The sequence below is a fragment of the Arthrobacter tecti genome, assembly GCF_054511355.1.
Genome location: NZ_JBTNCT010000013.1, coordinates 93,726 through 117,658, shown reverse-complemented (window position 1 = coordinate 117,658; position 23,933 = coordinate 93,726). Strand labels below are relative to the sequence as shown.

At 62.7% G+C, this 23,933-nt stretch carries 23 protein-coding genes and 1 pseudogene; 16 read left to right on the top strand and 8 right to left on the bottom strand.

From position 1 onward, the window contains the following. Positions 1 to 96, top strand: a pseudogene (locus ACX80C_RS14320) (IS982 family transposase); the annotation flags it as partial. A gap of 3 nt (positions 97 to 99) precedes the next feature. On the opposite strand, the gene ACX80C_RS14315 reads toward ACX80C_RS14320, so the two are convergent. The 3 genes from ACX80C_RS14315 to ACX80C_RS14305 all read right to left on the bottom strand — a co-directional run bounded on the left by ACX80C_RS14315 (position 100) and on the right by ACX80C_RS14305 (position 2,372). Continuing rightward, entirely contained in the window at positions 100 to 351 is a 252-nt protein-coding gene (locus tag ACX80C_RS14315) for a DnaJ family domain-containing protein (RefSeq protein WP_459327123.1), read from the bottom strand. 2 nt (positions 352 to 353) lie between these two features. Next, positions 354 to 806, bottom strand: a complete 453-nt coding sequence (locus ACX80C_RS14310) for a hypothetical protein (RefSeq protein ID WP_459327122.1) — start codon at positions 804 to 806, stop codon at positions 354 to 356. A 123-nt stretch (positions 807 to 929) separates the two neighbouring features. Continuing rightward, on the bottom strand, positions 930 to 2,372 hold the full coding sequence (locus ACX80C_RS14305; RefSeq protein ID WP_459327121.1) for an excalibur calcium-binding domain-containing protein: 1,443 nt from the start codon (positions 2,370 to 2,372) through the stop codon (positions 930 to 932). Between the two features lie 168 nt (positions 2,373 to 2,540). On the opposite strand from ACX80C_RS14305, the gene ACX80C_RS14300 reads away from it, so the two are divergent. Both ACX80C_RS14300 and ACX80C_RS14295 read left to right on the top strand, forming a co-directional pair. Further along, positions 2,541 to 2,969: an excalibur calcium-binding domain-containing protein gene (locus ACX80C_RS14300; protein ID WP_459327120.1), complete on the top strand. Its 429-nt coding sequence runs from the start codon at positions 2,541 to 2,543 to the stop codon at positions 2,967 to 2,969. A gap of 241 nt (positions 2,970 to 3,210) precedes the next feature. After that, a complete protein-coding gene (locus tag ACX80C_RS14295; protein WP_459327119.1) occupies positions 3,211 to 3,726 on the top strand; it encodes a class F sortase in 516 nt (171 codons plus the stop codon). A 3-nt stretch (positions 3,727 to 3,729) separates the two neighbouring features. Here ACX80C_RS14295 and ACX80C_RS14290 read toward each other — a convergent pair whose 3' ends face one another. Further along, a complete protein-coding gene (locus ACX80C_RS14290; RefSeq protein WP_459327118.1) occupies positions 3,730 to 4,023 on the bottom strand; it encodes a hypothetical protein in 294 nt (97 codons plus the stop codon). Positions 4,024 to 4,060: 37 nt separating this feature from the next. Between ACX80C_RS14290 and ACX80C_RS14285 the strand changes: the two genes are divergently transcribed. After that, positions 4,061 to 4,810 (top strand): NADPH-dependent F420 reductase, encoded by a 750-nt coding sequence (locus tag ACX80C_RS14285; RefSeq protein ID WP_459327127.1) that lies wholly within the window; start codon positions 4,061 to 4,063, stop codon positions 4,808 to 4,810. 101 nt (positions 4,811 to 4,911) lie between these two features. On the opposite strand, the gene ACX80C_RS14280 is transcribed toward ACX80C_RS14285, so the two are convergent. Then, entirely contained in the window at positions 4,912 to 6,156 is a 1,245-nt protein-coding gene (locus ACX80C_RS14280; RefSeq protein WP_459327117.1) for an MFS transporter, read from the bottom strand. 181 nt (positions 6,157 to 6,337) lie between these two features. On the opposite strand from ACX80C_RS14280, the gene ACX80C_RS14275 reads away from it, so the two are divergent. The 9 genes from ACX80C_RS14275 to ACX80C_RS14235 all read left to right on the top strand — a co-directional run bounded on the left by ACX80C_RS14275 (position 6,338) and on the right by ACX80C_RS14235 (position 18,089). Then, a complete protein-coding gene (locus ACX80C_RS14275) occupies positions 6,338 to 7,657 on the top strand; it encodes an integrase core domain-containing protein (protein ID WP_459327116.1) in 1,320 nt (439 codons plus the stop codon). Positions 7,658 to 7,784: 127 nt separating this feature from the next. Then, positions 7,785 to 9,020 (top strand): non-homologous end-joining DNA ligase, encoded by a 1,236-nt coding sequence (ligD, locus tag ACX80C_RS14270; RefSeq protein WP_459327115.1) that lies wholly within the window; start codon positions 7,785 to 7,787, stop codon positions 9,018 to 9,020. Between the two features lie 86 nt (positions 9,021 to 9,106). Next, positions 9,107 to 10,549: a DUF3375 domain-containing protein gene (locus tag ACX80C_RS14265; protein ID WP_459327114.1), complete on the top strand. Its 1,443-nt coding sequence runs from the start codon at positions 9,107 to 9,109 to the stop codon at positions 10,547 to 10,549. Then, positions 10,546 to 11,172 carry a DUF4194 domain-containing protein gene (locus ACX80C_RS14260; RefSeq protein ID WP_459327113.1) on the top strand — a complete coding sequence of 209 codons (627 nt, stop codon included), beginning with the start codon at positions 10,546 to 10,548 and terminating at the stop codon, positions 11,170 to 11,172. Before ACX80C_RS14265 ends, ACX80C_RS14260 begins: the two co-directional genes overlap by 4 nt. Continuing rightward, on the top strand, positions 11,162 to 14,551 hold the full coding sequence (locus ACX80C_RS14255) for an ATP-binding protein (protein WP_459327112.1): 3,390 nt from the start codon (positions 11,162 to 11,164) through the stop codon (positions 14,549 to 14,551). Before ACX80C_RS14260 ends, ACX80C_RS14255 begins: the two co-directional genes overlap by 11 nt. Next, positions 14,526 to 15,875 (top strand): Wadjet anti-phage system protein JetD domain-containing protein, encoded by a 1,350-nt coding sequence (locus ACX80C_RS14250; protein WP_459327111.1) that lies wholly within the window; start codon positions 14,526 to 14,528, stop codon positions 15,873 to 15,875. The genes ACX80C_RS14255 and ACX80C_RS14250 overlap by 26 nt, the downstream gene beginning before the upstream one ends. 278 nt (positions 15,876 to 16,153) lie before the next feature. After that, positions 16,154 to 16,606, top strand: a complete 453-nt coding sequence (locus tag ACX80C_RS14245) for a hypothetical protein (protein WP_459327110.1) — start codon at positions 16,154 to 16,156, stop codon at positions 16,604 to 16,606. Between the two features lie 26 nt (positions 16,607 to 16,632). Further along, positions 16,633 to 16,887, top strand: a complete 255-nt coding sequence (locus tag ACX80C_RS14240; RefSeq protein ID WP_459327109.1) for a DUF3072 domain-containing protein — start codon at positions 16,633 to 16,635, stop codon at positions 16,885 to 16,887. Positions 16,888 to 17,597: 710 nt separating this feature from the next. Next, on the top strand, positions 17,598 to 18,089 hold the full coding sequence (locus ACX80C_RS14235; protein ID WP_459327108.1) for an FBP domain-containing protein: 492 nt from the start codon (positions 17,598 to 17,600) through the stop codon (positions 18,087 to 18,089). Between the two features lie 3 nt (positions 18,090 to 18,092). On the opposite strand, the gene ACX80C_RS14230 is transcribed toward ACX80C_RS14235, so the two are convergent. Beyond that, positions 18,093 to 19,073 carry a threonine ammonia-lyase gene (locus tag ACX80C_RS14230; RefSeq protein WP_459327107.1) on the bottom strand — a complete coding sequence of 327 codons (981 nt, stop codon included), beginning with the start codon at positions 19,071 to 19,073 and terminating at the stop codon, positions 18,093 to 18,095. 87 nt (positions 19,074 to 19,160) lie between these two features. On the opposite strand from ACX80C_RS14230, the gene ACX80C_RS14225 reads away from it, so the two are divergent. Together ACX80C_RS14225 and ACX80C_RS14220 are read left to right on the top strand one after the other, a co-directional pair. After that, positions 19,161 to 19,406 (top strand): type II toxin-antitoxin system Phd/YefM family antitoxin, encoded by a 246-nt coding sequence (locus ACX80C_RS14225; RefSeq protein ID WP_459327106.1) that lies wholly within the window; start codon positions 19,161 to 19,163, stop codon positions 19,404 to 19,406. Next, positions 19,403 to 19,816: a PIN domain-containing protein gene (locus ACX80C_RS14220; RefSeq protein ID WP_459327105.1), complete on the top strand. Its 414-nt coding sequence runs from the start codon at positions 19,403 to 19,405 to the stop codon at positions 19,814 to 19,816. Before ACX80C_RS14225 ends, ACX80C_RS14220 begins: the two co-directional genes overlap by 4 nt. Positions 19,817 to 19,824: 8 nt before the next feature. Here the strand turns inward: ACX80C_RS14220 and ACX80C_RS14215 are convergent, their stop codons facing one another. Continuing rightward, a complete protein-coding gene (locus ACX80C_RS14215) occupies positions 19,825 to 20,685 on the bottom strand; it encodes an AEC family transporter (RefSeq protein WP_459327104.1) in 861 nt (286 codons plus the stop codon). A gap of 206 nt (positions 20,686 to 20,891) precedes the next feature. Between ACX80C_RS14215 and ACX80C_RS14210 the strand changes: the two genes are divergently transcribed. Next, positions 20,892 to 22,133 (top strand): metal-dependent hydrolase family protein, encoded by a 1,242-nt coding sequence (locus tag ACX80C_RS14210; RefSeq protein WP_459327103.1) that lies wholly within the window; start codon positions 20,892 to 20,894, stop codon positions 22,131 to 22,133. Positions 22,134 to 22,140: 7 nt separating this feature from the next. Here the strand turns inward: ACX80C_RS14210 and ACX80C_RS14205 are convergent, their stop codons facing one another. Further along, positions 22,141 to 23,883: a hypothetical protein gene (locus ACX80C_RS14205; RefSeq protein WP_459327102.1), complete on the bottom strand. Its 1,743-nt coding sequence runs from the start codon at positions 23,881 to 23,883 to the stop codon at positions 22,141 to 22,143. Between the last annotated feature and the right edge of the window lie 50 nt (positions 23,884 to 23,933).

The window sequence follows — 23,933 nt, the reverse complement described above, 5'->3', positions numbered from 1 at the left end:
GTCGCGGCACGGCTACTGGCCCTCGCCGCCGGCATCTGGCACAACTGGCTCACCGGAGCGCTCAACAAACGATCCCTCATCGCCTACGACCATTAGGACTCACTCATCTAGCGTGGCACCCAGCCCTGGTATCGGTTTGCCGGCGTACTTGAGGTTGTCGAAGTCGCCGCGGGCGGTGGCTTGCCGGATTTCGAAATCGGCCTTGGCAGCGAAGTCGGTGATGGGAGCGCTGCCCTCTTCGTCGTCGTCGACCTGTTCCTGCGCCTCGGCGGCGTCGCTGCCCGACCGTCTGGCGGAACGGTATTCAGCCACTCGCTGCATTCGGCGGGCACGTGCGCTGTTCTCATTCATGGCTACCTGCGCTTCCCTGATGGTCCCTCCAGTATTCCGAGGGCGCCTGCCGTGGGGCAAGGTCGGCTTTGAGGTTCGCGCTTGTGCTGCTTGCGTTGGACTTCGAAGAGGAACTGTTTTCCGCCGTCGGATAATTTGTCTGGGTCCTCCATGACCTCGACGCTTCTGAGCACGTTCAGGCACTCCAGGGTGCGCATGGTGTCGCGAATGAGGATGCGTCCATCAGTGGCCGAAATGCGTCCGCCATCAACACGAAAGCCGCTCGCGTTCAGGATCTCAGCCACAATCTCAGGCCGCTGTTCGCGCGCCGGAGTCTCGTGACCCACCAGCCAGGGCACGACGACGGCGTTCACCAGTTCCGCGGCGTCCCTTCCGGGACGCGCGATGTGCATGACGAGGTAGTCCCAGAGGGCGGCGTCGTTGTCGACCAGTTTCCTGCCGACCGGCGTACGCAATCGCTCGTCGGGACGGGGTACCTTCTTTCGCGGAACGACTGCACTGCTCTCAACGCATGCAATGCCTGCAGCGAAGGCACTTCGAGAAAAGACATATCGCCCCAGCCGGGTGGGCTGCAAAAGCTACTCGCAGCCCACCCCGTCGCTGTTACCGTCCAGATGCGGCGCGTACCCAGGCTGGCCCTCATAAACGGGCGCTGCTCCAGCAGCACGCGCGGCAGCGCAGTTCTCGTAATAGACATCGGCCGGGGGCGCCGGTGCAGGAGCGGGAGCGGGCGCAGGGACGGGCACTGGAGCAGGAGCAGGCGCTGTTTCACATGCGACGCCGTCGGAATCGCCGTCGAGATCTGGACTGTATCCGGGACCGCCGAGGTACAGCGGCGCCGCGCCTGCAAGGAAAGCTTCCTCGCAGTTCGCGAAGACGGGATGCTCGATAACCGGTTCCGGTGCGGGATCCGGAGCAGGTTCCGGTTCCGGACTCGGTGTAGGCGAAGGCTGGTTTGTCGGCGCCATCATGTCGGCGCAGTCGGAGAGAACGCGAGTCATGGCGTCGTACTCTGCCCGGGTGACCCACAGTTCGTTGGTGGCTTTCACCGAAATCTGTCGCGCAACGTATTCGCAGCGGTACCCGCGATTGGGCGGGAGCCAGGTGGCGGCATCGCCTGCGCCTTTTTGAGCGTTGGTGGGCCCGTCTGTCGATTGGAGGTTTTGCGGATCATTGGCGAAGGCGATGCGCTGCTCGACCGTCAACTGCTGCGCTCCCTTCTGCCAGGCGTCAGCAAGCGCAACCACGTGGTCAATCTGGACGTCAATGCTCGTATCCTGCCCGCGAACAAACGGAATGGTGGTGCCGGTGTAGGGGTCATCCAGAGTGCCGGAACCAACCTTGCAGGGAACCGAATTGGCGTGGACGATGTCGTGCAGGTCCCGGTTCAGCATGTCGTTTCGCGTGTCGCAGCCGTTGCGGTCGACGTCGAGCCATGCCTGGCCGAACTGGTCCCGGTCGTATCCCGTTTTTGGGGCACGGCCCTTGATCGGCAGCGTCTCGAGTAGGGCGAGCGCCTTTACGCCGTACTTCGGCTGGTCCTGGGGAGCATGCGCGTCGCCGTCGGGCTCGGCGATCTCATCGCCTTCAAGAGGTGCGACGTCGGGAGAGGGCTTCGGCTTCGGTGTCGCAGGCGCGCTGGGGCTGGCTGTTGCGGACTCACTGGGCGCGCTCGACGGCTCCGCGTTTTCTGTTTGCTCGGCGGTCGCGGTGGGGACGGTGTCATTGGCGGGCGGCAACAGGGTGCCGCCAACGATCACTGCGACGACACTGGCCACCGCGACTATCGATCCCGCCTTACGTCCGGCCAAACGTGCCCACGAACCGCGTCCGGTCAGCAGGGTGTAAAGGCCTGTGAACAGGGCAAGCATGGCGGCCATAACGATGGCGCCCCCGGCGCCGCCCGCGATGAGGCCTATAACGATCAGAAATAATCCAAAGCCAGCAACGACCAGCGTTGACGCCTTGGCTTTGCCCTGTTGAGCCGGTTTTTGGGCAGGAGGTAGCGGCGGATGATTCATGTGAGCCCCTGTACGAGTGGTGGTTCCGAAAGCGTACGGGAACGGTTCATAACACAACAAACATTTAATTTCTTGAAGGCGGGAAAATCTGTGGATAACTCCTTGACCCGACTCGAGAGAGCCACCTAGCCTCGTGTATTCCACATCACACCAGCATGAGGGGAAACCATGATGAAAAAAGCAACAATGGGTTTTGCTGTTACAGCGGCAGCAGGATTTGCAGTGTTGTCGGCTGCGCCGGCAAATGCGGCGCACCTCCCGTTTCCGAATTGCGATGCCGCAGCCGCAGCCGGCGTTTACAACATCCCAAGAGAATCACCGGCGTACGGGTCTCACCTTGATGCGGATGACGACGGATTCGGCTGCGACGCCGCCGGAACACCGGCGTACAACCCGGCTTTAGTTACTCCACACCTGGAGCCTGCACCGCCTCCCACTACACCACCCCAAGTTATGCCCATGCCCGTCGGCGGAGTGGACACCGGAGTCGCTCAGAACCCCGCGGACAACACTGGAGCACTCGCTCTAGGCAGCGGCCTGCTTCTAGCGGTTGCCGGGGCTGGCGCGTACATCGTCCGTCGTCGGGGCGCCAGCTAGTCATAATCCGAACCAAGGATCGAGCACTTTCGCATACATGACTAGCTTCTTTCGGGACCGCTGTAGAAACCTGCTGGCTTCTACAGCGGTCCCGTTGCTGCTTGTCACCGGGTGCGCTGCATCGGGAGCCGCGCAATCTTCCGCCGACGGCCAACCGACTTTCAGCGTTACATCTCCCGCTGAAGTTGTCCGGAAGAAGCCACCCAAACCTGATCCACCCCGGCCGACAACTCCGGCACCCGTGTCATCAGCGCCACCCGCGAAGCCCGACGCTCAGTCGGAGGCAGCTTCCCCCGTTCTCGCGGCTTCCGTGCCTGTCTCGCTCTCGATGCCCGTACACGGTGTCCGGCCCGGGCTGCTTCATCTAGGCCTACAAGACAACGGATCACTCGAAGTCCCGCCGGGAGAGCCAGGCTCATCCGCGGCCTGGTACCGAAACTCGCCGACTCCTGGCGAGCGCGGCCCTTCCGTGCTCATCGGACATGTCAACGCAAGCGATGGAGGGCCGGGAGTCTTCGCCTGGATCGAGCAACTCAAGCCCGGCGATCTCATCGAAATTACCCGTGAGGACGGCTCCGTAGCTGTATTCGCAGTCGACCACGGAGAGCAGTACTCGAAGAGCAACTTCCCAACGCAGACTGTGTATGGCAACACCGAAGGTGCCGAACTGCGCCTCATCACCTGCGGTGGGTATGACCCCGTCTCAGGGACGTTCACCGATAATTACGTTGTCTTCGCCACGCTTGTTCAGACGTAGCGCTCAGTTTTCACTGGCCCGTTTAAGGGCGTCGTCGTCTTCGTACGGGTCGTCCGCAGCCTCCGGCGCAACCCGGACGAGGTAATCCACCCCCTGGGCAATGCGGGCGATACCCACCGCGAACAAGACGAGCCCACCCACGGAGCAAACCGCACCTATACCAATCCATATGGCTGTATTGTCCGGGACGAGGCTGTCAGAAGCTCCGCGCACCGCGAAGAAGGTGATGACACCTCCCAGGATGAGCAGTATCAACCCGGTGACGACCGGCGATTCAGACTGTTTTGGCTTGGCCACGATTTCCCCGATGCGATAGAGACAAAGTACCCGAAGCATAAGGCACACCGCCGCTCGAAGAGTCAGTGACACAGCCAACACATTGGTGCAGGAATACCTCCGAAGCCAACCGGTTGTACTGCGCATGGATACCAACGTGAAAACCATCGGCTTCATCGGCAGCGGCAACATCGGCTCCCAACTGGCGCGTCTCGCGGTCCGCAGCGGCTACGACGTTGTCATGAGCAATTCCCGCGGCCCCGAGACTCTGCGGGAGTTGATCATCGAACTCGGCGACCACGCCCGTGCCGGCACCGTGACGGAAGCGGCGGAAGCGGGCGACGTCGTCGTTGTGACTGTCCCCCTTTACGCCATCGGCGACGTGCCGGCCGCTCCGCTGGACGGCAAGATCGTCATCGACACCAACAACTACTACCCGCAGCGTGACGGGCAGATCGCCGAGCTCGACGACGAATCGACGACCACCAGCGAACTCCTCCAACGGCAGCTTCCGGGCGCGCACATCGTCAAGGCGTTCAACAACATCTACGCCAGCGAGCTGACCAGCCGCCCGACACCCGCCGGCACACCAAACCGCCGTGCCCTGCCGATCGCCGGGGACGACGACGACGCCAAGCGCCTCGTCACGGCGCTGATCGACGAGTTCGGGTTCGATGTTGTCGACGCCGGACCACTCGCCGAAGGCTGGCGTTTCCAGCGCGACACCCCCGGCTACGGCCCCGATTACGACGCCGGCCAGTTGCGGGACGCACTCGCGCAGGCCAAGCGCTACGCCGACATGGCCTGAACTTCCGCTGAGTGCTTAGATAATCGCCGAAAGCGCACTGCAAAGAGGCATTATCTGAGCACTCAACGCCGGGGCCAGGCGGAAGGGCCAGGCGGGAGGGGTCAGGCGGGCAGCGGGCGGGCGGTGCGCATCGTCGTCGCGCCCGCCACGATCAGGAGCACCAGCACCCCTGCCGCCCACGCCAGGCCCGAGTAGCCAACCCATGCCAAGACAAAACCTGCGGCCGCCCCGCCGACTGCGCCGGCGAGATTCATGATGAGGTCGGTGCGGCCCTGGATTCGAGCCCGGGCCGCGCCGGTGGCAAGATCCGCAACGAACGCCGAACCGGATACCGTGGACGCGCTCCAACCGAGCCCAAGGAAAATCAGCCCCACCGTCACCAGCACCGGATCCTCTTCGCCGAAGGCCACAACGGTTAGCGAAACAGCGAAGAGTGCCTGCCCGATCAGGATGGTACCCACGCGTCCCAACCTGTCGCTCATCCAACCGAACACCGGCGACAACGCGAACATCCCCGCGATGTGGAGGCTGATGGTGAGGCCGACGATCGTCAGCGTGACGCCGTGGTTGACCAGATGGACCGGCGTCATCGCCATGACCGACACCATCACGGCGTGGCTCGCCGCGATGGAACCGATCGCGAAGGTCAACGCTCCCCTGCCGCGGACCCGGCCCGGGGCGGCGTCGTTCCTCGCGTCCGACGGCGCATCGCGGCTAAGCAGGTAGGGATCCGGCCGCAACCCCACCAGATACACCGCAGCGGCAGCGATCTGCGCGCCGACGGCGATGACAAACGAACCGGTCAGCGGCGGCATGTTGAAGGCCTCCGCGATCTCCTCGCCAGGACCGAACAGGTTCGGACCCAGCACCGCCCCAATGGTGGTGAACCAGACAACCAGCGACAGGTCGCGTCCACGGTGCTCCGGGCTCGCGATATCCGTGGCCGCGAACCGCGACTGCAGGTTTACGGCGGTGCCGACACCGAGCAGCGCGAACCCGAGCAGCAGCAGCGGAAACGAGGACAGGGCGGCCGCGCCGATGGTCACCAGGGAGCCGGAGGCCGAGAGTACGACGCCGGTAGCCAGCGCCGGGCGACGCCCCAGCCGCTGCGCCAATCGGGCAAGCGGGATGGCACTAGCCGCGGCGCCGAGTGTGCTGAGCGTCGCGGCAGCACCGGAAAGTGCTTCCGAACCGGCGATATTCGCTGCGAGCACCGCGCCGATCGAGAGCGTCGACCCGATGCCGATCCCGCCCAGCACCTGCCCGAGAATCAGCACGCGGACGGTCCGGCGCTGAATCGCGCGGAGGTCCGTCGTCGTCGTTAGCTTGGTGCTGGAGATTCCCATGCGGCTAAGCGTAACGCCGGAGCCTCAGCGCGCAGCCTGAATCGAGTGGCCAATAATAACGCCTTCGCGGCCCGGAACACGTTGTGGAGTCTCACCTCTTATTGAACAGTTATGTCTCGGGTCTGTGTAGACACTATGTCTCAGAGCTTCGTGGACACTTGTTCGGGGTTCGCTCTATTGAATGAGCAATTCTCAGCCCGATATCAAGATCCGTCATGCTGTCGCGACGTGGCCCGATGATGCTCCACGCGGGGCGGTGACGGCGTTCTGCAGGAGGCACAACGTATCGCGGGGTTGGTTCTACCAGGTCCGCGCAGCGGCGGCGAAGGTTGGTCCGATCAAGGCGTTGGAGAAGAAACCACCTATCCCGCTGAGCACACCCGGTGCGACTCCGTCGGCGATGATCGAGCTGCTACTGACGACCCGGGCACATCTTCTCGAGAAGGGGTTTGATCACGGGCCGTTGTCGGTGATCGCTAAGCTCACCAGGCAAGGCTTTGAGCCTCCCTCCCGGGCGACTGTGGCACGCATCTTCACACAAGCAGGTGTTGTGGTCCCGCAACCGCGGAAACGACCGCGCAGCTCCTACAAGCGGTTCACCTACCCACAGCCGAACGCATGCTGGCAGATCGACTGCACGGAATGGGTTCTGGCCTGCGGTAAGAAAGTGGGAATCTTCCAACTCGAAGACGATCATTCGCGTCTGGCCGTGGCCTCACTGGTCGCTCCCGGAGAGACCAGTGAAGCCGCGATCGCGGTCGTGACGATCGCGATCGAACGTCACGGCGTACCGCAGAAATTCCTCTCCGATAACGGTGCTGCACTGAATCCGACCCGGCGCGGCGTACGCGGTGCCCTGGTCGATTTCCTCAAAGCCCTCGGGGTGGACCCGATCACCGGTAAACCCGGCAAGCCGACCACCCAGGGCAAGAACGAACGCTTCCATCAGACCCTGCATAAGTATCTTCACCGGCAACCACCGGCGGAAACCATGGTCGATCTTCAAGCGCAGGTCGATGCCTTCGATCGTTACTACAACACCGAACGGGTCCACCAGGCACTTCCTCCAGGCATGACCCCGCAGGAGGCCTGGGAGGCCACACCTCTCGCGCCGGCACCAACCCCACCCGTGCCGGCTGCGATCTCTGAGGAAAAAAGCATCTGTCGCACGGTGAACCTCACGGGGAACGTAACCGTCAACAGCACTCGCTTCCGGATGGGTAAGGAGCACATCGGAACAACCGTGCACATCATCTATACGAATCTCGAAATTGTATTCTTCGATGCCCGAGGCGTCGAGATCATCAGCCATCCCAGACCGATGAAAGGAACCCGCTACGTCGGCAACGGCAAACCCGCCGGCATCAACGCCGACCCAGCCGCCGCCGTCCGGAAACGTAAGCGCAACCCGGTAAAGACAGGCATCTCACAGCCAAACAACACCCCCACCAACAGCAACTGTTACAAAGCTCTGAGACATCAACTGTCCACGAAGACCTGAGACATCAACTGTCTACAAGGTCCTGAGACATGACACGGCCCGGAACACGTTATTTCCGCCCCCTCGATGGGTCTGGTCAAGCGGTCGTGGGGTTCCGCCCGGCACGCCCTTGTGCTTTGGTGATGGTGTGACTCCCGCGAAGAACAGCGCCGAACTCCTCGAGATTGAAGGGCGTGAGGTGCGCGTCAGCAACCCCGCCAAGATCGTGTTTCCAAAGTCCGGCCTCACCAAGTTGGACCTGGTTCGCTACTACCTTGCGGTCGCCGACGGTGCGCTGCGCGGTGTCGGCGACAGGCCGATGGTCCTGAAGCGGTTCGTGAAGGGGATCGAAGAGGAGGCGTTCTTCCAGAAGCGGGCTCCCGAGAAACGGCCGGAGTGGATCGAGACCGCAACGCTGCACTATGCCTCGGGTAACTCGGCGGAAGAGGTGGTCGTGAACGACGCCGCGGCCCTGGCCTGGGTGGTGAACCTCGGCTGCCTCGACCTCAACCCGCACCCGGTTCGCGCCGGTGACCTCGACCATCCCGACGAGCTTCGCATCGACCTCGATCCCATGCCGGGCGTTGCCTGGGCGCAGATTGTCGACGTCGCGATGATCGCGCGTGAGGTGCTCGACGACGTCGGCCTCGTCGGCTGGCCGAAAACCTCGGGGTCGCGCGGCATGCACATTCTCGTGCGCATCGAGCCCCGCTGGGACTACCGGCAGGTGCGCCTTGCCGCCGAGACGTTCGCACGCGAGGTGGAGGGCCGGGCACCCGGGCTCGCCACCGCACGCTGGTGGAAGGAGGAGCGCGGAGAAAGCGTCTTCGTGGACTTCAACCAGAACGCAAAGGACCGGACGGTGGCATCGGCCTACTCGATCCGCCCGCTGGCGGACGCCCGGGTCTCCACGCCCCTTGGCTGGAATGAGGTTCCCCAAGCGCGCCCGGAGCAGTTCACTGTGCCGACAGTGCTTGAGCGGTTCGCGCGCCTTGGCGACCCACACGCCGGGATTGACGACGACGCCGGCCAACTGGACGCCCTGCTCGCACTCGCTGACGAGCTTGGGCCGGCCGAGAAACCACCGCGTTCCGGAGTCGGTTCAGGAAGGCGGCAGTCGACCATGCCGCTCATTGAGATTGCCCGTGCAAAGACGAAGCCCGAAGCACTCGAGGGACTTGAGCGGTGGAAGGGCCGGCATCCGGAGGTGGTCGGGTCGCTGGCTCCGGCCGACGTTCTCGTGGACGGCATGCGTGGGTCGAGTTCGCTCTGGTATCGGGTCCGGATAAATCTGCAGCACGTGCCTGAGGCTGAGCGGCCGGCGCAGGAACCGCTCGAAGTCGACTACGACCCGTGGGCGCGGGCTAACCGGGCCGGCGAATAGCCCTGCAGGGCGTCCGTTCCGCAGGCCGTGTCCTACCATAGATCAGAACCCGCACAAGCTCACAGCTCACCGACGTTTAGGATCGGATGGACTTTCACGCGATTGCTTCGCTGCGTGACAATCACCCAGCATGGTCCCTTCTTCGTGCCCAAAACGCCCCGCTGGCCATTGCCTTCTTCATGACAGCGTTTACGGGACCGAATCAGCGCAACCTAGGGCGCCAGCAACTCGTGGACATCCTGGACGACGTACTGTTCGGACTCAGGGAATCCCTCGGCGAGGAGAGCTTTCCACGGCCCGCCCCGGAGTATCTGGATGATTGGGCAGCACCGGAAAGAGCATGGCTCCGGAAGTACTACGTCACCAATCAGGACGAACCGCGGTACGATCTGACGGCCGCCGCCGAGAACGTTGTCCGATGGGTGGAGAGCCTGCGGGGCAGAGATTTCGTCGCCACCCAGTCGCGGCTGACCAGCATCTTCGCAGTCCTCAAGCAGCTCGTCCAGCAATCCGAAACTGACCCGGACGAACGCCTTGCGGAACTGCAACGCCAGCGGGATGAGATCGACACCGAGATGGAGCGTATCCGCGGCGGCAAAATCTCAGTGATGAGCGCACCGGAGGCATTGGACCACTTTCAGCAACTGACGGCACTCGCGCGGGACCTGCTCGCAGACTTCCGGGAGGTAGAGCAGAACTTCCGTAAACTCGATCGTCAGGTGCGCGAGCAAATAGCAACGTGGGACGGTAGCCAGGGCGACCTCCTGGAGTCCATCTTCGCGAACCAGCAGGACATCAGCAGTTCCCTGCAGGGCCGAACGTTCCAGGGATTCTGGGACTACCTCATGTCGCCGCAGCTGCGCACCGAATTGCGGGATCTGCTCGAGCGCGCCACCCAGATCGAAGCTCTCTCGCAGCTGGACAACGTGCACGCTGTGGCCAATCTGCACCAGGACTGGCTACCCGCCGTCGAGCAGACCCAGATGACCGTCCGTCAGCTCTCCCAGCAGATGCGCCGACTCCTGGACGACAAGGTATTTCTCGAGAACAAGCGCATCATGCAGCTGATCCGCGGTATCGAATCCGGAGCGCTGGAAACGCGCGGCAAACCGCCGTCGGGCACGTTCATCGACATCGCAGCACCCAGCGTGGACGTCGCCCTTCCCTTCGAGCGCCCGCTCTACGAACCGAGCCGTCGGGTTCTGCTGGACGACGCGATCGTGACCGCGGACGACGCCGACCTCGACGCCGCTTCCCTGTTCAATCAGTTCCATGTGGACAAGGACCGCCTCATCTCTCAGATCGATGCCGTGCTGTCGGACACAGACCAGGCTAGCCTGATGGAGATCACCGACGCCTATCCGCTGTCGCAGGGGCTGGCCGAAATCGTGGCGTACTATCAGCTGGCAACCGAATCAGCCTGGGCAACGATCGACGCCGGATCTTCTCAACAACTGTCTTGGGCCCTTCCGGATGGAAGTATTCGTGAAGCCACCATTGACCAGATCATCTTCGTAAGGCCCGCATGAGCATCGAAACAGACAGCCAAACGCCCGAGGAGTTGCCCGGCGTCGTCACCCGGCTCTTCAAGGGTGTTGTGTACGCAGAAGCGGACGAGAAGACCTGGCAGTCACTGGTGGAGCTGACCTCCCATGTGCGTGATTATGTCGCTGTGCTCGGGCTGGACCTCATTCTGGACGAGGCGGAGGGCTATGCGTTCCTCCGGTCGAGAGAAGACCCTGACGGCGCGCTTCCGCGGCTGATCCCGCGCCGTCAGCTGACTTTCAACGTTAGTCTGCTGCTGGCTCTGCTGCGCGGCCGGATGCTGGAGTTCGACACCAACAGCAGCGAAGTCCGCCTGATCATGACCGAACAGGACATCGCGGACATGGTCTCGGTGTTCCTACCGGAGTCAAGCAACGAGGCCCGTGTCCTCGACCGGCTGAGCACCGATATCAAGAAGGTTATTGAGCTGGGTTTCCTACGGAAGATGCGCGGCCAGCCCGGAACCTATGAGGTTGCAAGGATCCTCAAGGCATTCGTGGACGCGCAGTGGCTTGAGGAGTTCGACGCGCGGCTTGCCGACTACCGGGCATCCCTTGCCGGAACGAACGTGCTGGAATCTCGGGAAGGTGCGGCTCATGACGACTGACCTGCAGGACAGCCTCTTCAGCCTTGACGAACCAACCGACGACGGCGGCACTCCCCCAGGCTTCCGGCTGCAACGCCTCGAGTTGCTGAACTGGGGAACGTTCCACGAGGGTGTCCGGACCTTCCGCCTCGACGGAGCGAACAGCCTGCTCACCGGCGACATCGGATCCGGTAAATCAACCGTGGTTGACGCGATCACAACCCTTTTGCTGCCCGCCAACCGCATCGATTACAACAAGGCCGCCGGTGCGCAGAAAAAGGAACGCACCTTGATGTCGTACGTGCGCGGCTTCCACAAGAGCACGCGCAGCACCGCGGGCGAATATTCAAAGCCCGTTGCCCTGCGCACGACAGGCACACTTACTGTGGTGCTGGGAGTCTTCTTCAACGCTCAGCTGAACAAATCAGTGAGCCTGGCGATCACTCTGTGGGCAACCCAGGAAGCCGGGCAGCCGAACCGCTTCTATTCCCTGGCGGAGACTGATCAAACCATCGCTCAGGATTTCGCGAACTTCGGCCAGGAGCCGGCGAAGCTCAAGAAGAAGCTCCGAACGGCCGGAGCCGTGGTGCACGATTCCTTCGACCCCTACGCGGCCGCCTTCAAGCGGCAGTTCGGTATCAGCGGCAACCAGGCCATGGAGCTGTTTCATCGCACGGTGTCAATGAAGCAGGTGGAGAACATCACCTCCTTTGTGCGCACCAACATGCTGGAGGACGACGACGTCGACGCCCGGATCGATAACCTGATCCACCACTTCGACGACCTTCGGAAGGCACACGACGCCGTTCTGCGCGCCAAGGACCAGATCGCTCTCCTCGAACCGATCCGGGCGGGCTCTGCTCTGCACACGAAACTAAGCCGCGAGGAGGGGTTTGCGCGGGCACAGCGTGACCAGCTGCACCCATGGTTCACCGACCGGAAGCTACAGCTGAGCGTTGAGCATCAGGAGGAGCTGAAGCAGGTTGGGCTTCGGCTGCGGGAGGACAGCACCGCGTTGAGCGCGGAGATCTCCTCGATGCGGCACCAGCTCTCGGCCATACAGGAGGACATCCGGTCCAACGGCGGCGGTCGGCTGGCGGCAATCGATGCTGAGGTCTCCCGTTTGGGCGGGGAGCTGACGAAGCAGCGGGCGCGCTTTGAAAACTATGCGGCAGCAGCCTCCGACCTCGGCCTGCAAGTACCCGAAGACCGGGTGCTCTTTGATCGTAACCGTGTCCGCCTTGCCGAGGTCGAATCGGATCTTCGCTCAAGCAACGCGCAACTGCAGGACTCGTTGACCCAGCTCACCATCGAGGGCAGGGAACTCGGTCAGCGGCTGACCGGGATCGATGCTGAGCTTCTCAGCCTGCAGTCGCGCTCAAACCTGCTGCCTTCGAACCAACTGGATCTCCGCGGTCGTCTGTGCGAGGGCACAGGGATCTCCGACGGCGCCCTCCCGTACGCCGGCGAGCTGCTTCGGGTGCGCGACGGTGAAAGCGCATGGGAGGGCGCAGCGGAGCGAACGCTGCGCGGTTTCGCATTGTCGCTCCTCGTTCCGGAGGAGCATTATGCTGCGGTAAGCAGCTGGGTGGACGGTAATAACCTGCGCGGGCGGCTGGTCTACCGCCGCGTCGGCGGCTCATATGCCGCGCGTGCTGCTGAACCCGGAACGCTGGCCGCGAAAATCGCGGTGAAGCAGGGCACCGCCTTCCGTGAATTCCTGCTCGATGAACTGAGCAGCCGCTTCGATTACTTCTGCTGCGAGTCGCTTGAGGACTTTCGACGCCGGCCACGTGCTCTCACGATGAGCGGCCAGCTCAGGGGCGGCCGCGGCCGGCATGAGAAGGATGATCGCAAGGACCTGACCGACCGGCGCAACTATGTGCTCGGTTGGGACAACCACGACAAGATCGCCCGCTTCCGCGCCGAGAAGGACGAGATTCAGGGTCTACGGAGCAGCGTAAAGTTCAGGCTGGACAAGGTCGCTGAGTCCCTCGGTGCACTTGGACGGCATAACCAGCGCCTGGGCACAATCGATTCAGTCGCCGACTTCGGCGAGATCAACTGGCAGGCTACCGCACGCTCCATCGAGGATCTCAAACAGGAGAAATCCAGCCTCGAATCGGCCAGCGACATCCTGCAGCAGCTGACCCGGCGGGAATCCGAAATCTCCGCTGAGCTGAATCGGCTTGAGGAAAAATCAGGCAAGCTGCAGCAGCGCGTCGGCGCAAACGACAACGCCGCCCGGGACATCGCGGAGGCGATCGAGGATTGTCGTGCCGTGCTCGCTGACACTCGGTTAACCGACGACGCCGAGGTGCTGGCCGCCGTCGGGAAGCTCACCGCTGATGCACTCGGGACTACTGCACTGACCTACAAGAACACAGCCAGCGTCGAAACGACTGTCCGGAACAAACTCACCGGCAGCATTGACGCGCTGACCAAGCGGATCGCTACAGCGGCCGAATCCGCCGTGCGCAGAATGGCGGACTTCCGGAACAAGTATCCAAATGAGACCGTCGAGATAGATGCCGCGCTCGAATCCGCCGGCGACTTCAACCGGATGCTCGAAGAGTTGGTGACCAACGACCTCCCGCGGTTCGAGTCACACTTCAAAGAGTCGCTGAACCAGAACACCATCCATGAAGTGGTGGCGTTCAACGCCTTCCTGGACAGCCGCCGCCAGGACATTGTCAATCGCATCAATGAGATCAACCTTTCGCTGGCCGGGATTCCATACAACCCGGGCCGGCACATTCAGCTTGAACAACAACCCACCACGGATCTCGATGTCCGGCAGTTCGGCATCGACCTGCGCGCGTGTTCAGAGGGCAGCCTGAGCGATCAGGATCAGTACTCCGAGCAGAAATATCTACAGGTGGAGCGCTTGATCGAGCGGTTCCGCGGACGCGAGGGTTACACCTCCCTCGACGAGAAGTGGACGGCAAAAGTCACTGATGTTCGAAACTGGTTCACCTTCTCCGCATCGGAGAAATGGACCGAAACCGGGGAGGAGCATGAGCACTTCACCGATTCAGGCGGGAAATCCGGCGGACAGAAAGAGAAGCTCGCCTACACGATTCTTGCGGCTGCGCTAGCGTTTCAGTTTGGATTGGGATCCGTCACCAGGGCAGGCAAAGCTTCCGGTCGGAGCTTCCGGTTTGTGGTAATTGATGAGGCCTTCGGTCGGGGTTCGGACGAGTCCGCGCGCTATGGCCTGGAGCTTTTCCAACGCATGAAGCTGCAACTGCTGATCGTAACTCCGCTTCAGAAGATCCACGTCATCGAACCTTTCGTCTCACATGTCGGCTTTGTGGCGAATACCAACGGCGATGACTCTCAACTTCGCAACATGACCATCCAGGAGTACCGGGATGAGCGAGATTTGCGTGCCGGGTAACTCTCAATGGACCGGCCTCGCGGACCTTCGCAGGCTGTCGGCAACTGCCTGGGACCGGGGTTTACTGCTACGTGAATTGTTGGAGCCTGCAGGCGCCTACCCGCGCCGTCGTACCTTGAAGAAGCCGACAGCCGCCCAATTACGCGACCAGTATCCGGCCGCGCAGGCATGGGCAGCGGAGTTGTTCGGTGCAGTAGGTGACTTCTCCCTAGAGACGATCGAACTAGGTCGAAAGACCATTGGAGCGAACAGCGTGCCGGCGGCCGCGGTGTTTGAACGGGTTGAGGACGAAATCGCCTTCACAGGCAAGTCCAAACAGGCGGCGCGGGTCTTGGCACTGACCGTACAGCTCGGGGTCGTAGAGCCGGCGCTGCGTCGGTGGGCTGTTAAGCGCCCACTTGAACTACTACGCCTTGAAGACGCCGCAGTCACGGCCGGACGGGTTGCGCTGTGGCTGTTCGAGAATCCCGCTTCTGGCCTCTTCGTTCGGCAACTGAGCCTGCCGGGCGTGCACACAAAGTTCGTTGAACGCCACCGCCAGACGGTCGACGAGATGGTGAGCGTGCTCAGCGAGCATGCCCGACCTTCCGAGCTCTCCAGGCAGGAAGATGTCCGGCAGCCGGATGTAGAGGTCGAGACCGAGGCCAACGCTGACGCCGACGCCGACGCTGGGAAGGCGATTACGCTGGAGCAGCCGTCGTCCGGTCCTGACCAGTTTGGGTCCCTTGGAGCGGCTTCGCTGCGCACTCCGGCAGCGCGTTTTGCCCAGCGTCATGGGTTTATGCACCCTCCGGAGCTTGTTCGCTTCAGACTGCTCGACGAAAACACACCCACTCTGGGCAGCGCAAGGGACATCACGATGACCGCCGCCGCCTTCAAAACGCTGCGTCTGCCGGTCCGCACCGTCATCGTGACCGAGAATCTGGTGAACTTCCTCGCGCTGCCGCACCGGCCCGGGACAATGGCACTCTTCGGAGCCGGCTATGGCTTCTCATCAATCCGTGAAGCTGCGTGGCTTCACGAGTGTGAGGTCCTGTACTGGGGTGACCTGGACACCCACGGATACCGGATCCTCGATCAATTGCGTGCCGTACATCCGCACGTGTCGAGCGTCCTGATGGATGACGCGACACTGCTCGCGCACCGCGATCGCTGGGTAAGTGAGTCATCTCCGGTGCGGGCAGAACTGCTGCGGCTGAACAGTGCCGAGACATCGGTGTACCGGTCGCTCTGCGACGACGTCCATGGACCCGCCGTACGGCTGGAGCAGGAGGTAATTCGCTGGGACTGGGTGCTTGACCGGCTCGCTCAGACGTCGTCGTAAGGCGGTTCCTTCGTCGGTTCCTCTCTTTTCCGTGTGACGATCCACGACACTGGGTCAAGGACCCGGCCCAAGGGTGGGACTGTGTCGAGATTATGCCTGCACTGCAGGTATTGCAACGACCCCCAGAATCCGCCATGCGTTGCCTGCAGTGCAGGCTTAATCGATCGGACAAGCGGGCCCAGCACAGCTCGGCGTTGCGTTCTGTCGGAAGGGCCGTCGTCGTACTCCACATCCGGCGCACTCCACATGCTGCATGCTCGCTGTATATGGTAAGTAGTATGACTATCTCGGAATCGGGCGGTCCGGACAGCGCGCACCAGCGGCCCGCCGCTGCATCGGACAAGACGGTGGAGGCGCTGGGGAAGCTCTCGGAAGCCCTTGAAGTTGCAGAGCATGCGCGGGGTTACCTGTACGGGTTTCACCGATTGACCGGCAAGGCGGACCTCGCCCTCGGTGAAGCCGCGGACCTGCTGCGCGAGGCCGGGCACGTGGAGCTGGCGGATGAGGTTCAGCGGGACATTATCGGCCGGAACGTGATCGAGGGGCGCTGGACATTCCAGATAGTCGAGGATTACGACGATCACTATTACGCCGAATTCAAGGCGCTGGAAAAGCGTGCCCGGGATCAACTCGTTGAGGGTAAACGCCACCTCTTCGAAGCCGAAATGAAGGAAGACCGGCGCACGCGTGGCAGGGCCCACCACGAGGCTCTCCCGCCCGAAGCCATCTAGCACACCGACTATCGAAGGAGCAGATCATGAACGATGAAACGCTGGGAAGCCCTACGCCGGAGCCCCAGGACGGCTTCACCCGCGACCCTGAGAAATGGGTCACCGGAGATGAACCGATGACCGATGCTCAGCGCAGCTACCTGGACACCCTTGCGCGCGAAGCCGGCGAAGAGATCCCGGCTGACATCACGAAGGCGCAGGCGTCTGAGCACATTGACCGGTTGCAGAAGTCGAGCGGCCGCGTTTCGGGTGGATCAGCTGAGGCGCAGACGGGCGGCTAACGCGCGCCCTTCCCTGTCGGTACCATTGTGGTATGGCCATGGATGTTCGGAAAAACCACACGTCGAAGAGCGCATTGCTTCTTCAGGGCGCCCAACTCATAGTCGAACGTCATGCCAGGCGCAACATGGTGAACGCCTCTCTTCAATTTGTAAGTACACACGATGCCGAGTTGTTGAAGCGCTTAGAAGACGCGTGAGCACCATGCGCTGATCGATGGCAACAAGAGAACCGCATGGGCCCTCATGGTCGTCTTTCTTGGACTGAACGGATTTCGCCACGACTTCACCACTGATGCTGCTTTCGACGTCGTCGTGGGGGTCGCGAGCGGTTCAATCGGCCTGATCGAAAGCAGTGGGCTCATAGGGTCGCACCTTATTCCTATGTGAGCACCTTGCTGTTCGGCGCAGTTTCCTGCGAAGATGCACGCAGGAACTATTGATTTAGGGGTATGGACATGCTGTCGACCGCACCGGTCAACGCTGCCATGGTGAGCGAGGTGGCCGCCGTGGCCTGCTGTGAGGAAACCGCTTAGCCGGCTCTCACACCGGGCACTCCCCTGCCCTCATTTTCCGGGACGCTCCGTTTCCGGACTTGGTAAACACACCCTTTCCAGACTTCCTGAACGCTCCGTTCCGGACGCTGATGCACGTGTTGAGCCGGCACTTCGATGCCCCCCGAACACTCCTCCACCTGCAAAGGCACCACCCCCATGGAAAAAGTCAGTGACCGCCAAATCCGTTCGTCGTTCATCAACGCGACCCGCTCCGAGGTTGCCAAGCTCAACCTCCCACCGAATTTCGACAGCCTTGACTGGGAGAACCTTGACTTCCTCGGGTGGCGGGATGGGAAGATGCCGCTGCGCGCGTACGTGATCGTCCCGACCGAGCACGGCTTGACCGGCTTACTGCTCCGCGCACCCGAGGGTGGTGCGAAGAAGAACCGGACCGTGCTGTGCGAGATGTGCCGGGACGTCTTTTCGAAGGAAGACGTGCTGCTCTGGGTCGCGCGGCGCGGCGGCAAGTCGGGGCGCAACGGCAACACGGTCGGAACGCTCATCTGCGCGGACTTCATCTGCTCGGCGAACGTCCGGAGGGAACCGCCGGCCAATGAGATCAACCCGGAGCCCGCCGTCGTCGTGACCCGCCAGATAGCGGCCCTGCGAACACGGATCGGCAAGTTCCTGGGCAGGGTCGCGGCGTAGGAGCTATACCTCCTGGCGAAGCACCTTCGCCAGGAGGGCCGGGTCCACTGAACCACCGGAGACGACGGCGGCAACGGTGCCTGTCGAGGGAACTATATTGTGCATCCACGCCGCCGTCGCCACCGCGCCGGACGGTTCGACCACCAGCCGTCCGGCGAGGCTGAGGTGGCGCATCGCGGCGAGGATCTGGTCTTCGGTGACGGTGACGACGTCGTCGACGTAGCGCTTGAAGTGCTCCCACGGATGCACGCCGAGGGCGGGCGTGCGCAGCCCGTCCGCGACCGTACGGTACGTGAGTTCCTGCTCCCAGGTGATGCGGCGGCCTTCGCGGAAACTCTGAGCGGCGTCCGCGGCGAGTTCGGGCTCGACGGCGATCACCCGCGTTTCGGGCTTCAGGGCCTTCACCGCTGTGGCAACGCCGGAGATCAGCCCGCCGCCGGACACGGGAACCAGAACCGTGTCTACATCCGGCAACTGCTGCATGATTTCGAGGCCCACGGTTCCCTGTCCGGCAATGATGCGCAGATCATCATAGGGCGGAACGTGGACGTAGCCGTGCTGCTCGGCGAGTTCGTGTGCGCGGATGTCGCGGAGTGCGGAGGGAACTATTTCAACGTCGGCGCCAAGCGCACGGACGGCGTCGATCTTGGGTAGGGGTGCGGCGTCGGGCATGACGATGACGGCGTGCAGTCCAAGCCGGTGCGCCAGCCACGCCACCGCCCGGGCGTGGTTGCCTGACGATTGCGCCACGATCCCGCTCTCGCGTGCCTGATCGAGCACCTGGGCGATGGTATTGTACGCGCCGCGCAGCTTGAAGGCGCTGGTGGGCTGGAGTGACTCGGCCTTGCAGTGCAGGATTTCGTCCGGGTGCTGTGGATGCGGGAGCTGGATGAGCGGCGTTCGCAGGACGAGGTCGCTGATTCGCTCAGCCGCCGCCTCGATGTCAGTGAGTGTGACCAGCTCGGTGCCTTCGGAAGTGCCCATGGTTTCGATCCTAAAGCCTTCTGGCGAGATGGACCACACATTTATAGTCAGGCTATACTCAATCTAGTCAGATCAGAGGAGGCCGAAATGAGAAACTGGCAGACCCAGGACGCGAAGGCCAGGTTCAGCGAACTGATTGCGCATGCTGTGACCGAAGGACCGCAATCCATCACGCGCCACGGGCGCAGTGTTGCCGTGGTGATCGGTAAAGCAGAATACGACCGGCTCCGCAGTTCAAGACCAACGCTCGTCGATTACCTGCTCAACAGCAGTATTGACATCGACCTGGACCTGGAGCGCAGTCAGGACCATGGGCGTGAGATTTCGCTGTGAGCCGCGGTTTCCTTCTCGACACCAATGTAGTTTCGGAAGGTCGCAAGCCGCAGCCGGACCCGGCAGTCGAAAGCTATCTGCGATCAATCTCGGACCACAATATCTACTTATCTGTCCTGACCATCGGTGAACTTCACAAAGGCATCTCCAAGCTCGGCGAAGACCCAAGTCGGCTACTTCTGAAGCAGTGGGTGCGTAACCTTGCGGACCAGTATGCCGAGAACATCCTTAGCGTCGACAAAGACATCGCAGTCCTCTGGGGACAGCTGAGCGCAGACCGGCCCAGGCCCATGACGGATACGTTGCTGGCCGCTACCGCCCTGTGTCATGACTTGATCGTGGTCACCCGAAATACAACCGATTTCGATGATCTGCCAGTGGACGTATTCAACCCGTGGAACGAGGGCTGAAGCACCCGTTACATCAGCACCGTCAGCGCGATGAGGATCCACGCCGGCAGCACCACGGCCGAGAGGACCGTCTGCGCAGCGGTGATCTGCGCCATCAGAGCGGAGTCGCCGCCTAACCGCCGCGCGAAAACGTACGAGCTGGTCGCGGTAGGCAGTGCCTGATAAACCACGCAGACGACGGCGGCCGGCCCGGTGAATCCGAGCAGGAGACACAGCAGCAGGGTCGCCGCCGGCACTGGAAAGAACCGCAGCAGTATGGCCGTGATGACCGGGCGAAGCGACCGGCGGTCAAGTGGCTGTCCGCGGAGCCCGGCACCAACGCAGAACAACCCGGCTGGAAGCGCCGCTCCACCCAATAGGCCGAGCACGGCCGCGAGGAACTGCACCACACCGGCCGGGACCGGCGAATTCAGGAGACCTTCAAGAATGCGCGCTGAGCCGAGGAGATTCGCAGCGAGACCGATTGCGCACGCCAGGATGAGCGGGTTGAGGAACACAGCCTGCACGACGGCGGTGCCCCGCAGCCTGTGGTGCCCGTAGTGGGCGAGCGCGATGGTCGAGGCGAGGTTGCCCAGCGGTACCAGGACGGCGTTGGCGAGGGCCGCCATGGCGATGCCGTCCGATCCGAAGAGGGCTGCCGCCGTCGTCACCCCTATGTAGGTGTTGAAGCGGACGGTGCCCTGGAACACGGAGGTGAAGGCTGGCCCGTCGCGGCCGGTGGCGGGGCGTCGGGCAGCGTAGGCGAGGAGTATCGAGAAGGTGCAGGAGGCCGCGAGCACCAGGACAACCGGCCCGGGATCGATGGCCGCGAAGTCCGCGCCGGCCAGGCCGGTCACCAGGAGGGACGGCAGCAGGACGAAGTAGGTCAACTTCTCCAACCCCGACCAGAACTCCGGGGCAGGAATGAAGCGGTGCCGCAGCAGGGCGCCCAGACCGATCAGGACCGTAGCACCGGCGAGCGCAAGAAGAACGTTCAGGTCGATGACGTCACGTTCCGTTTGGAACCAGCTTCCATGCGAGTGAGCGTATCAACCGGTGGGTGCGTGGAATGCGCCCCGTGATTACTGTGGGGTGAATGACTTCAACCCTTACCGTATTCCGGAACGGCCATGTGTTCGACGGCGAACGGTTCCTTCCCGGGCCCACCGAAGTCGTCTTCCGCGGTAACGCCATCGAGGCGGTGGGTGCGGGCGCGGGGAGTTCACCGGACTATGCCGGCGCAACAGTGGTGGACTGTTCAGGGCGAACCGTGCTTCCGGGGCTGATCGACCTGCACATTCACGCAACCACCTCCAATCCGGGCTCCATCCAAGCCGTGGCCGAACCGTTTTCGCTGCAGTTCTACGAATCCGTACGCAACCTGGAAGCCACCCTGCGCGCCGGCATCACCACGGCGCGCGACGCCGGTGGGGCAGACCTCGGTGCCAGGGAGGCCATCGAGCGCGGGCTGATCAGGGGACCACGGCTTCGGCTTGCGATCAGCATCATGTCGCAGACCGGCGGGCACGGTGATTTCTGGCTACCGTCGGGGATCGATTCCCCAGCCTTGGGACCGCATCCCGGACGGCCCAGTGGAATTGCCGACGGCGTCGAGGAAGTCCGTAAGGTCACCCGCCAGCTGCTGCGGGCGGGTGCTGACCAGATCAAGATCTGCTCCACGGGCGGTGTCCTCTCCCCTTCCACTGACCCGCGGCACTCGCAGTTCACTGCGGCTGAGATCGCAGTCATCGTCGAAGAAGCTGAGCTGCAGGGCAAGTATGTGATGGCGCATGCACAGGGAACAGCCGGAATCGTCAACGCTCTACGGGCAGGCGTACGGAGCATTGAGCACGGCATCTACCTCACCGACGAGGCGATCCAACTCTTCCTGGACACCAACGCCTATCTGGTGCCCACCCTCGCGGCGCCCCGTGCGGTCATCCGCAAGGGCGAATCCGGCACCAGTGGACTTCCCCCGCAGGTGATCGAGAAGGCAAAGCGAGTGGCTGAGGACCATAGCCGTTCCGTGGCACGCGCCGTCGAGGCCGGCGTGAAGATTGCCATGGGAACCGACTCCGGAGTGGGTGTCCACGGAGAGAATCTTGAGGAACTTGCCCTGATGGCCGATGCGGGCATGAACCTGGAGCAGGTACTGGCCGCCACCACGTCCGTTGCCGGCGAGCTGATTGCGCCGGAGAACTCGGTGGGCAGACTGGCGCCGGGTTACCTCGCAGACGCCGTCGTGCTCGATGGGCTGCTGGAATCAGCCGGTCAGCTGCCGCAGCTTCGCACCATGATCGGGCAGGTCTACAAGGACGGCGAACTTCAGTTCGGCTGAGACGGCTCTACACCGGCCTAAGGTGGCCACCCTTGCGGTTTCCGGCGCTGACGGCGTTGAGGGTCGCGATGTATCCCGTTAGCTGAACCGCATCGGTGCTGGTCCCATCGGTCAACGGCCGAAGTTTTGCCGCGTCAACGTGACCGGCGAGCGCAGCCTGTAGAAGATCAAGGATCGCCGGCCGGTCCAACCCTTGGGCCTGCAGCCGCTGGGCCGCCTCCCACACCTGGGGCGGATCCTCATGCCAGAGCTGTGAAACCACCAACTCACGCAAGGCCCCATGCCAGACAGGTGTGCCATCCGGTTCGGCATTTCGCGGATATTCCTTCTTACCCACGCCGTGCAGGTCCGGCAGCTCGCCGAGCACCAGCAACCGCAATTCGTCCGGTCGGTTCGGGTTGAGCCTCGGATAGTCCTCGCTGCCGATCCGGGTGCCGTAGTAGGGCATGGCGAGCTGCCGACGTGCGATGACCTCGTTCGCATCGTCGAGGGTTTCGATATCCACGCCCTCGAGGAAGGCCGCACCGGGTGAAGAAAGGTCCTCGCCGCTTTCGATCGCTTCGTCCACACTCTTAAGCGTTGCGCCCGCAAGATAGACCACGTCCTCGACGGCGGATTCCGGCAGTCCCTGCTGGATGGCACACCAGCTGATCCAGGCGTCGAGGAAGTGCGGGAGCGCTTCCTTGTCGGCGTCGTCGAGCAGAAACTTTCGGGGAAGGAACCACCCTGCGAAGTTTCTGATCTTGTCGGGACTCACCCGGGTCAGACGGCCGTCGTCGTAATTTCTTCCGTACATCAGCGCAAGATCAGCGAGCCGGGAGAATGGTTCCTCGACGTCCAGGGACTCCGGATGCGCAGGATTTTGTTGGACGTAAGTCATGAACTGGGCAATGAGGCGTTCGTCCTCCGCTTCGATCCTTTCAGTCTCGGCGGCTTCCTCGGCTTCGCTCAGCGTGCGGTAATGGTCGAGTTCGACGACGTCGCCTCCCGGGATCGCGAGCAGCCGGCTTAGGATGAACGCTCTCCGCGACTCATAATCTGGACCTATATCGGGGTCGCTCGTGATGTCAGTTGTCTCGATGGCTGCAATTCCCAGGCGCCGCGCCTCGCTCAGCGCCAGCGACTCGACGCGCACCGGCGTGCCCAATTCGGTCAGGAAGCTCTCAGCGCTCTTTACCAGTCCCCGCGCACTGTCATCGACTCTCAGGTCCGTGGCGTAGCCACCCATATGGTTGGTGTCGATGCTGATCCAGATCCCGTGTTTGCGCCGCCCCGTACGGAACTCAATGATCAACTCGACGAAATCGCCGAAAACGTCCGTCAGCTTCCAGGCCGCGGTGGCTTCGAGCTTGCGCAGCGGTGCAAGCCATGCGGGAGCTTCGACGCCGGCGTCCTCCAGACGCTGCGCGGCCGCGGCTGCCTCCGCATCCGCCGGTGCGTCGGCAACCTGAGCCATGGCCCACAGCATCGCCGCAGCGGGCCTTTCACGCTGTCGTTCAACGTAGCGGACCCAGTCGCTGAACATGCGGGTGTTGATTCCGGGACCGAGGTTCGTCGATTCGTGCATGGCCGAGTACAGGTCAGAGAGCAACTCCTCGTTCCACCGCGACGACGTGTGGTCAACATACTCAGCGACTCGCGGTGCCATGCTGCGGTACAGCTCGGCGAACGGGTTGGCAGGAGGACCGCTCGGGCGACGCTTGTCCTTGGCCGCGGACTTGGGCTTTCGTGTTCGGCTCTTCGGACTCATGTTTCGATGATGCCATGTCGTTCCAACCCACCGCCGTCGAATGACACGAT

What these genes read in the sequence shown, in the direction of transcription:
- ACX80C_RS14315 (WP_459327123.1), bottom strand. Translation starts at nt 351, where the DNA reads ATGAATGAGAACAGCGCACGTGCCCGCCGAATGCAGCGAGTGGCTGAA.
- ACX80C_RS14305 (WP_459327121.1), bottom strand. Translation starts at nt 2,372, where the DNA reads ATGAATCATCCGCCGCTACCTCCTGCCCAAAAACCGGCTCAACAGGGC.
- ACX80C_RS14300 (WP_459327120.1), top strand. Translation starts at nt 2,541, where the DNA reads ATGATGAAAAAAGCAACAATGGGTTTTGCTGTTACAGCGGCAGCAGGA.
- ACX80C_RS14280 (WP_459327117.1), bottom strand. Translation starts at nt 6,156, where the DNA reads ATGGGAATCTCCAGCACCAAGCTAACGACGACGACGGACCTCCGCGCG.
- ACX80C_RS14275 (WP_459327116.1), top strand. Translation starts at nt 6,338, where the DNA reads ATGAGCAATTCTCAGCCCGATATCAAGATCCGTCATGCTGTCGCGACG.
- ACX80C_RS14265 (WP_459327114.1), top strand. Translation starts at nt 9,107, where the DNA reads ATGGACTTTCACGCGATTGCTTCGCTGCGTGACAATCACCCAGCATGG.
- ACX80C_RS14260 (WP_459327113.1), top strand. Translation starts at nt 10,546, where the DNA reads ATGAGCATCGAAACAGACAGCCAAACGCCCGAGGAGTTGCCCGGCGTC.
- ACX80C_RS14255 (WP_459327112.1), top strand. Translation starts at nt 11,162, where the DNA reads ATGACGACTGACCTGCAGGACAGCCTCTTCAGCCTTGACGAACCAACC.
- ACX80C_RS14250 (WP_459327111.1), top strand. Translation starts at nt 14,526, where the DNA reads ATGAGCGAGATTTGCGTGCCGGGTAACTCTCAATGGACCGGCCTCGCG.
- ACX80C_RS14245 (WP_459327110.1), top strand. Translation starts at nt 16,154, where the DNA reads ATGACTATCTCGGAATCGGGCGGTCCGGACAGCGCGCACCAGCGGCCC.
- ACX80C_RS14240 (WP_459327109.1), top strand. Translation starts at nt 16,633, where the DNA reads ATGAACGATGAAACGCTGGGAAGCCCTACGCCGGAGCCCCAGGACGGC.
- ACX80C_RS14235 (WP_459327108.1), top strand. Translation starts at nt 17,598, where the DNA reads ATGGAAAAAGTCAGTGACCGCCAAATCCGTTCGTCGTTCATCAACGCG.
- ACX80C_RS14230 (WP_459327107.1), bottom strand. Translation starts at nt 19,073, where the DNA reads ATGGGCACTTCCGAAGGCACCGAGCTGGTCACACTCACTGACATCGAG.
- ACX80C_RS14225 (WP_459327106.1), top strand. Translation starts at nt 19,161, where the DNA reads ATGAGAAACTGGCAGACCCAGGACGCGAAGGCCAGGTTCAGCGAACTG.
- ACX80C_RS14210 (WP_459327103.1), top strand. Translation starts at nt 20,892, where the DNA reads ATGACTTCAACCCTTACCGTATTCCGGAACGGCCATGTGTTCGACGGC.
- ACX80C_RS14205 (WP_459327102.1), bottom strand. Translation starts at nt 23,883, where the DNA reads ATGAGTCCGAAGAGCCGAACACGAAAGCCCAAGTCCGCGGCCAAGGAC.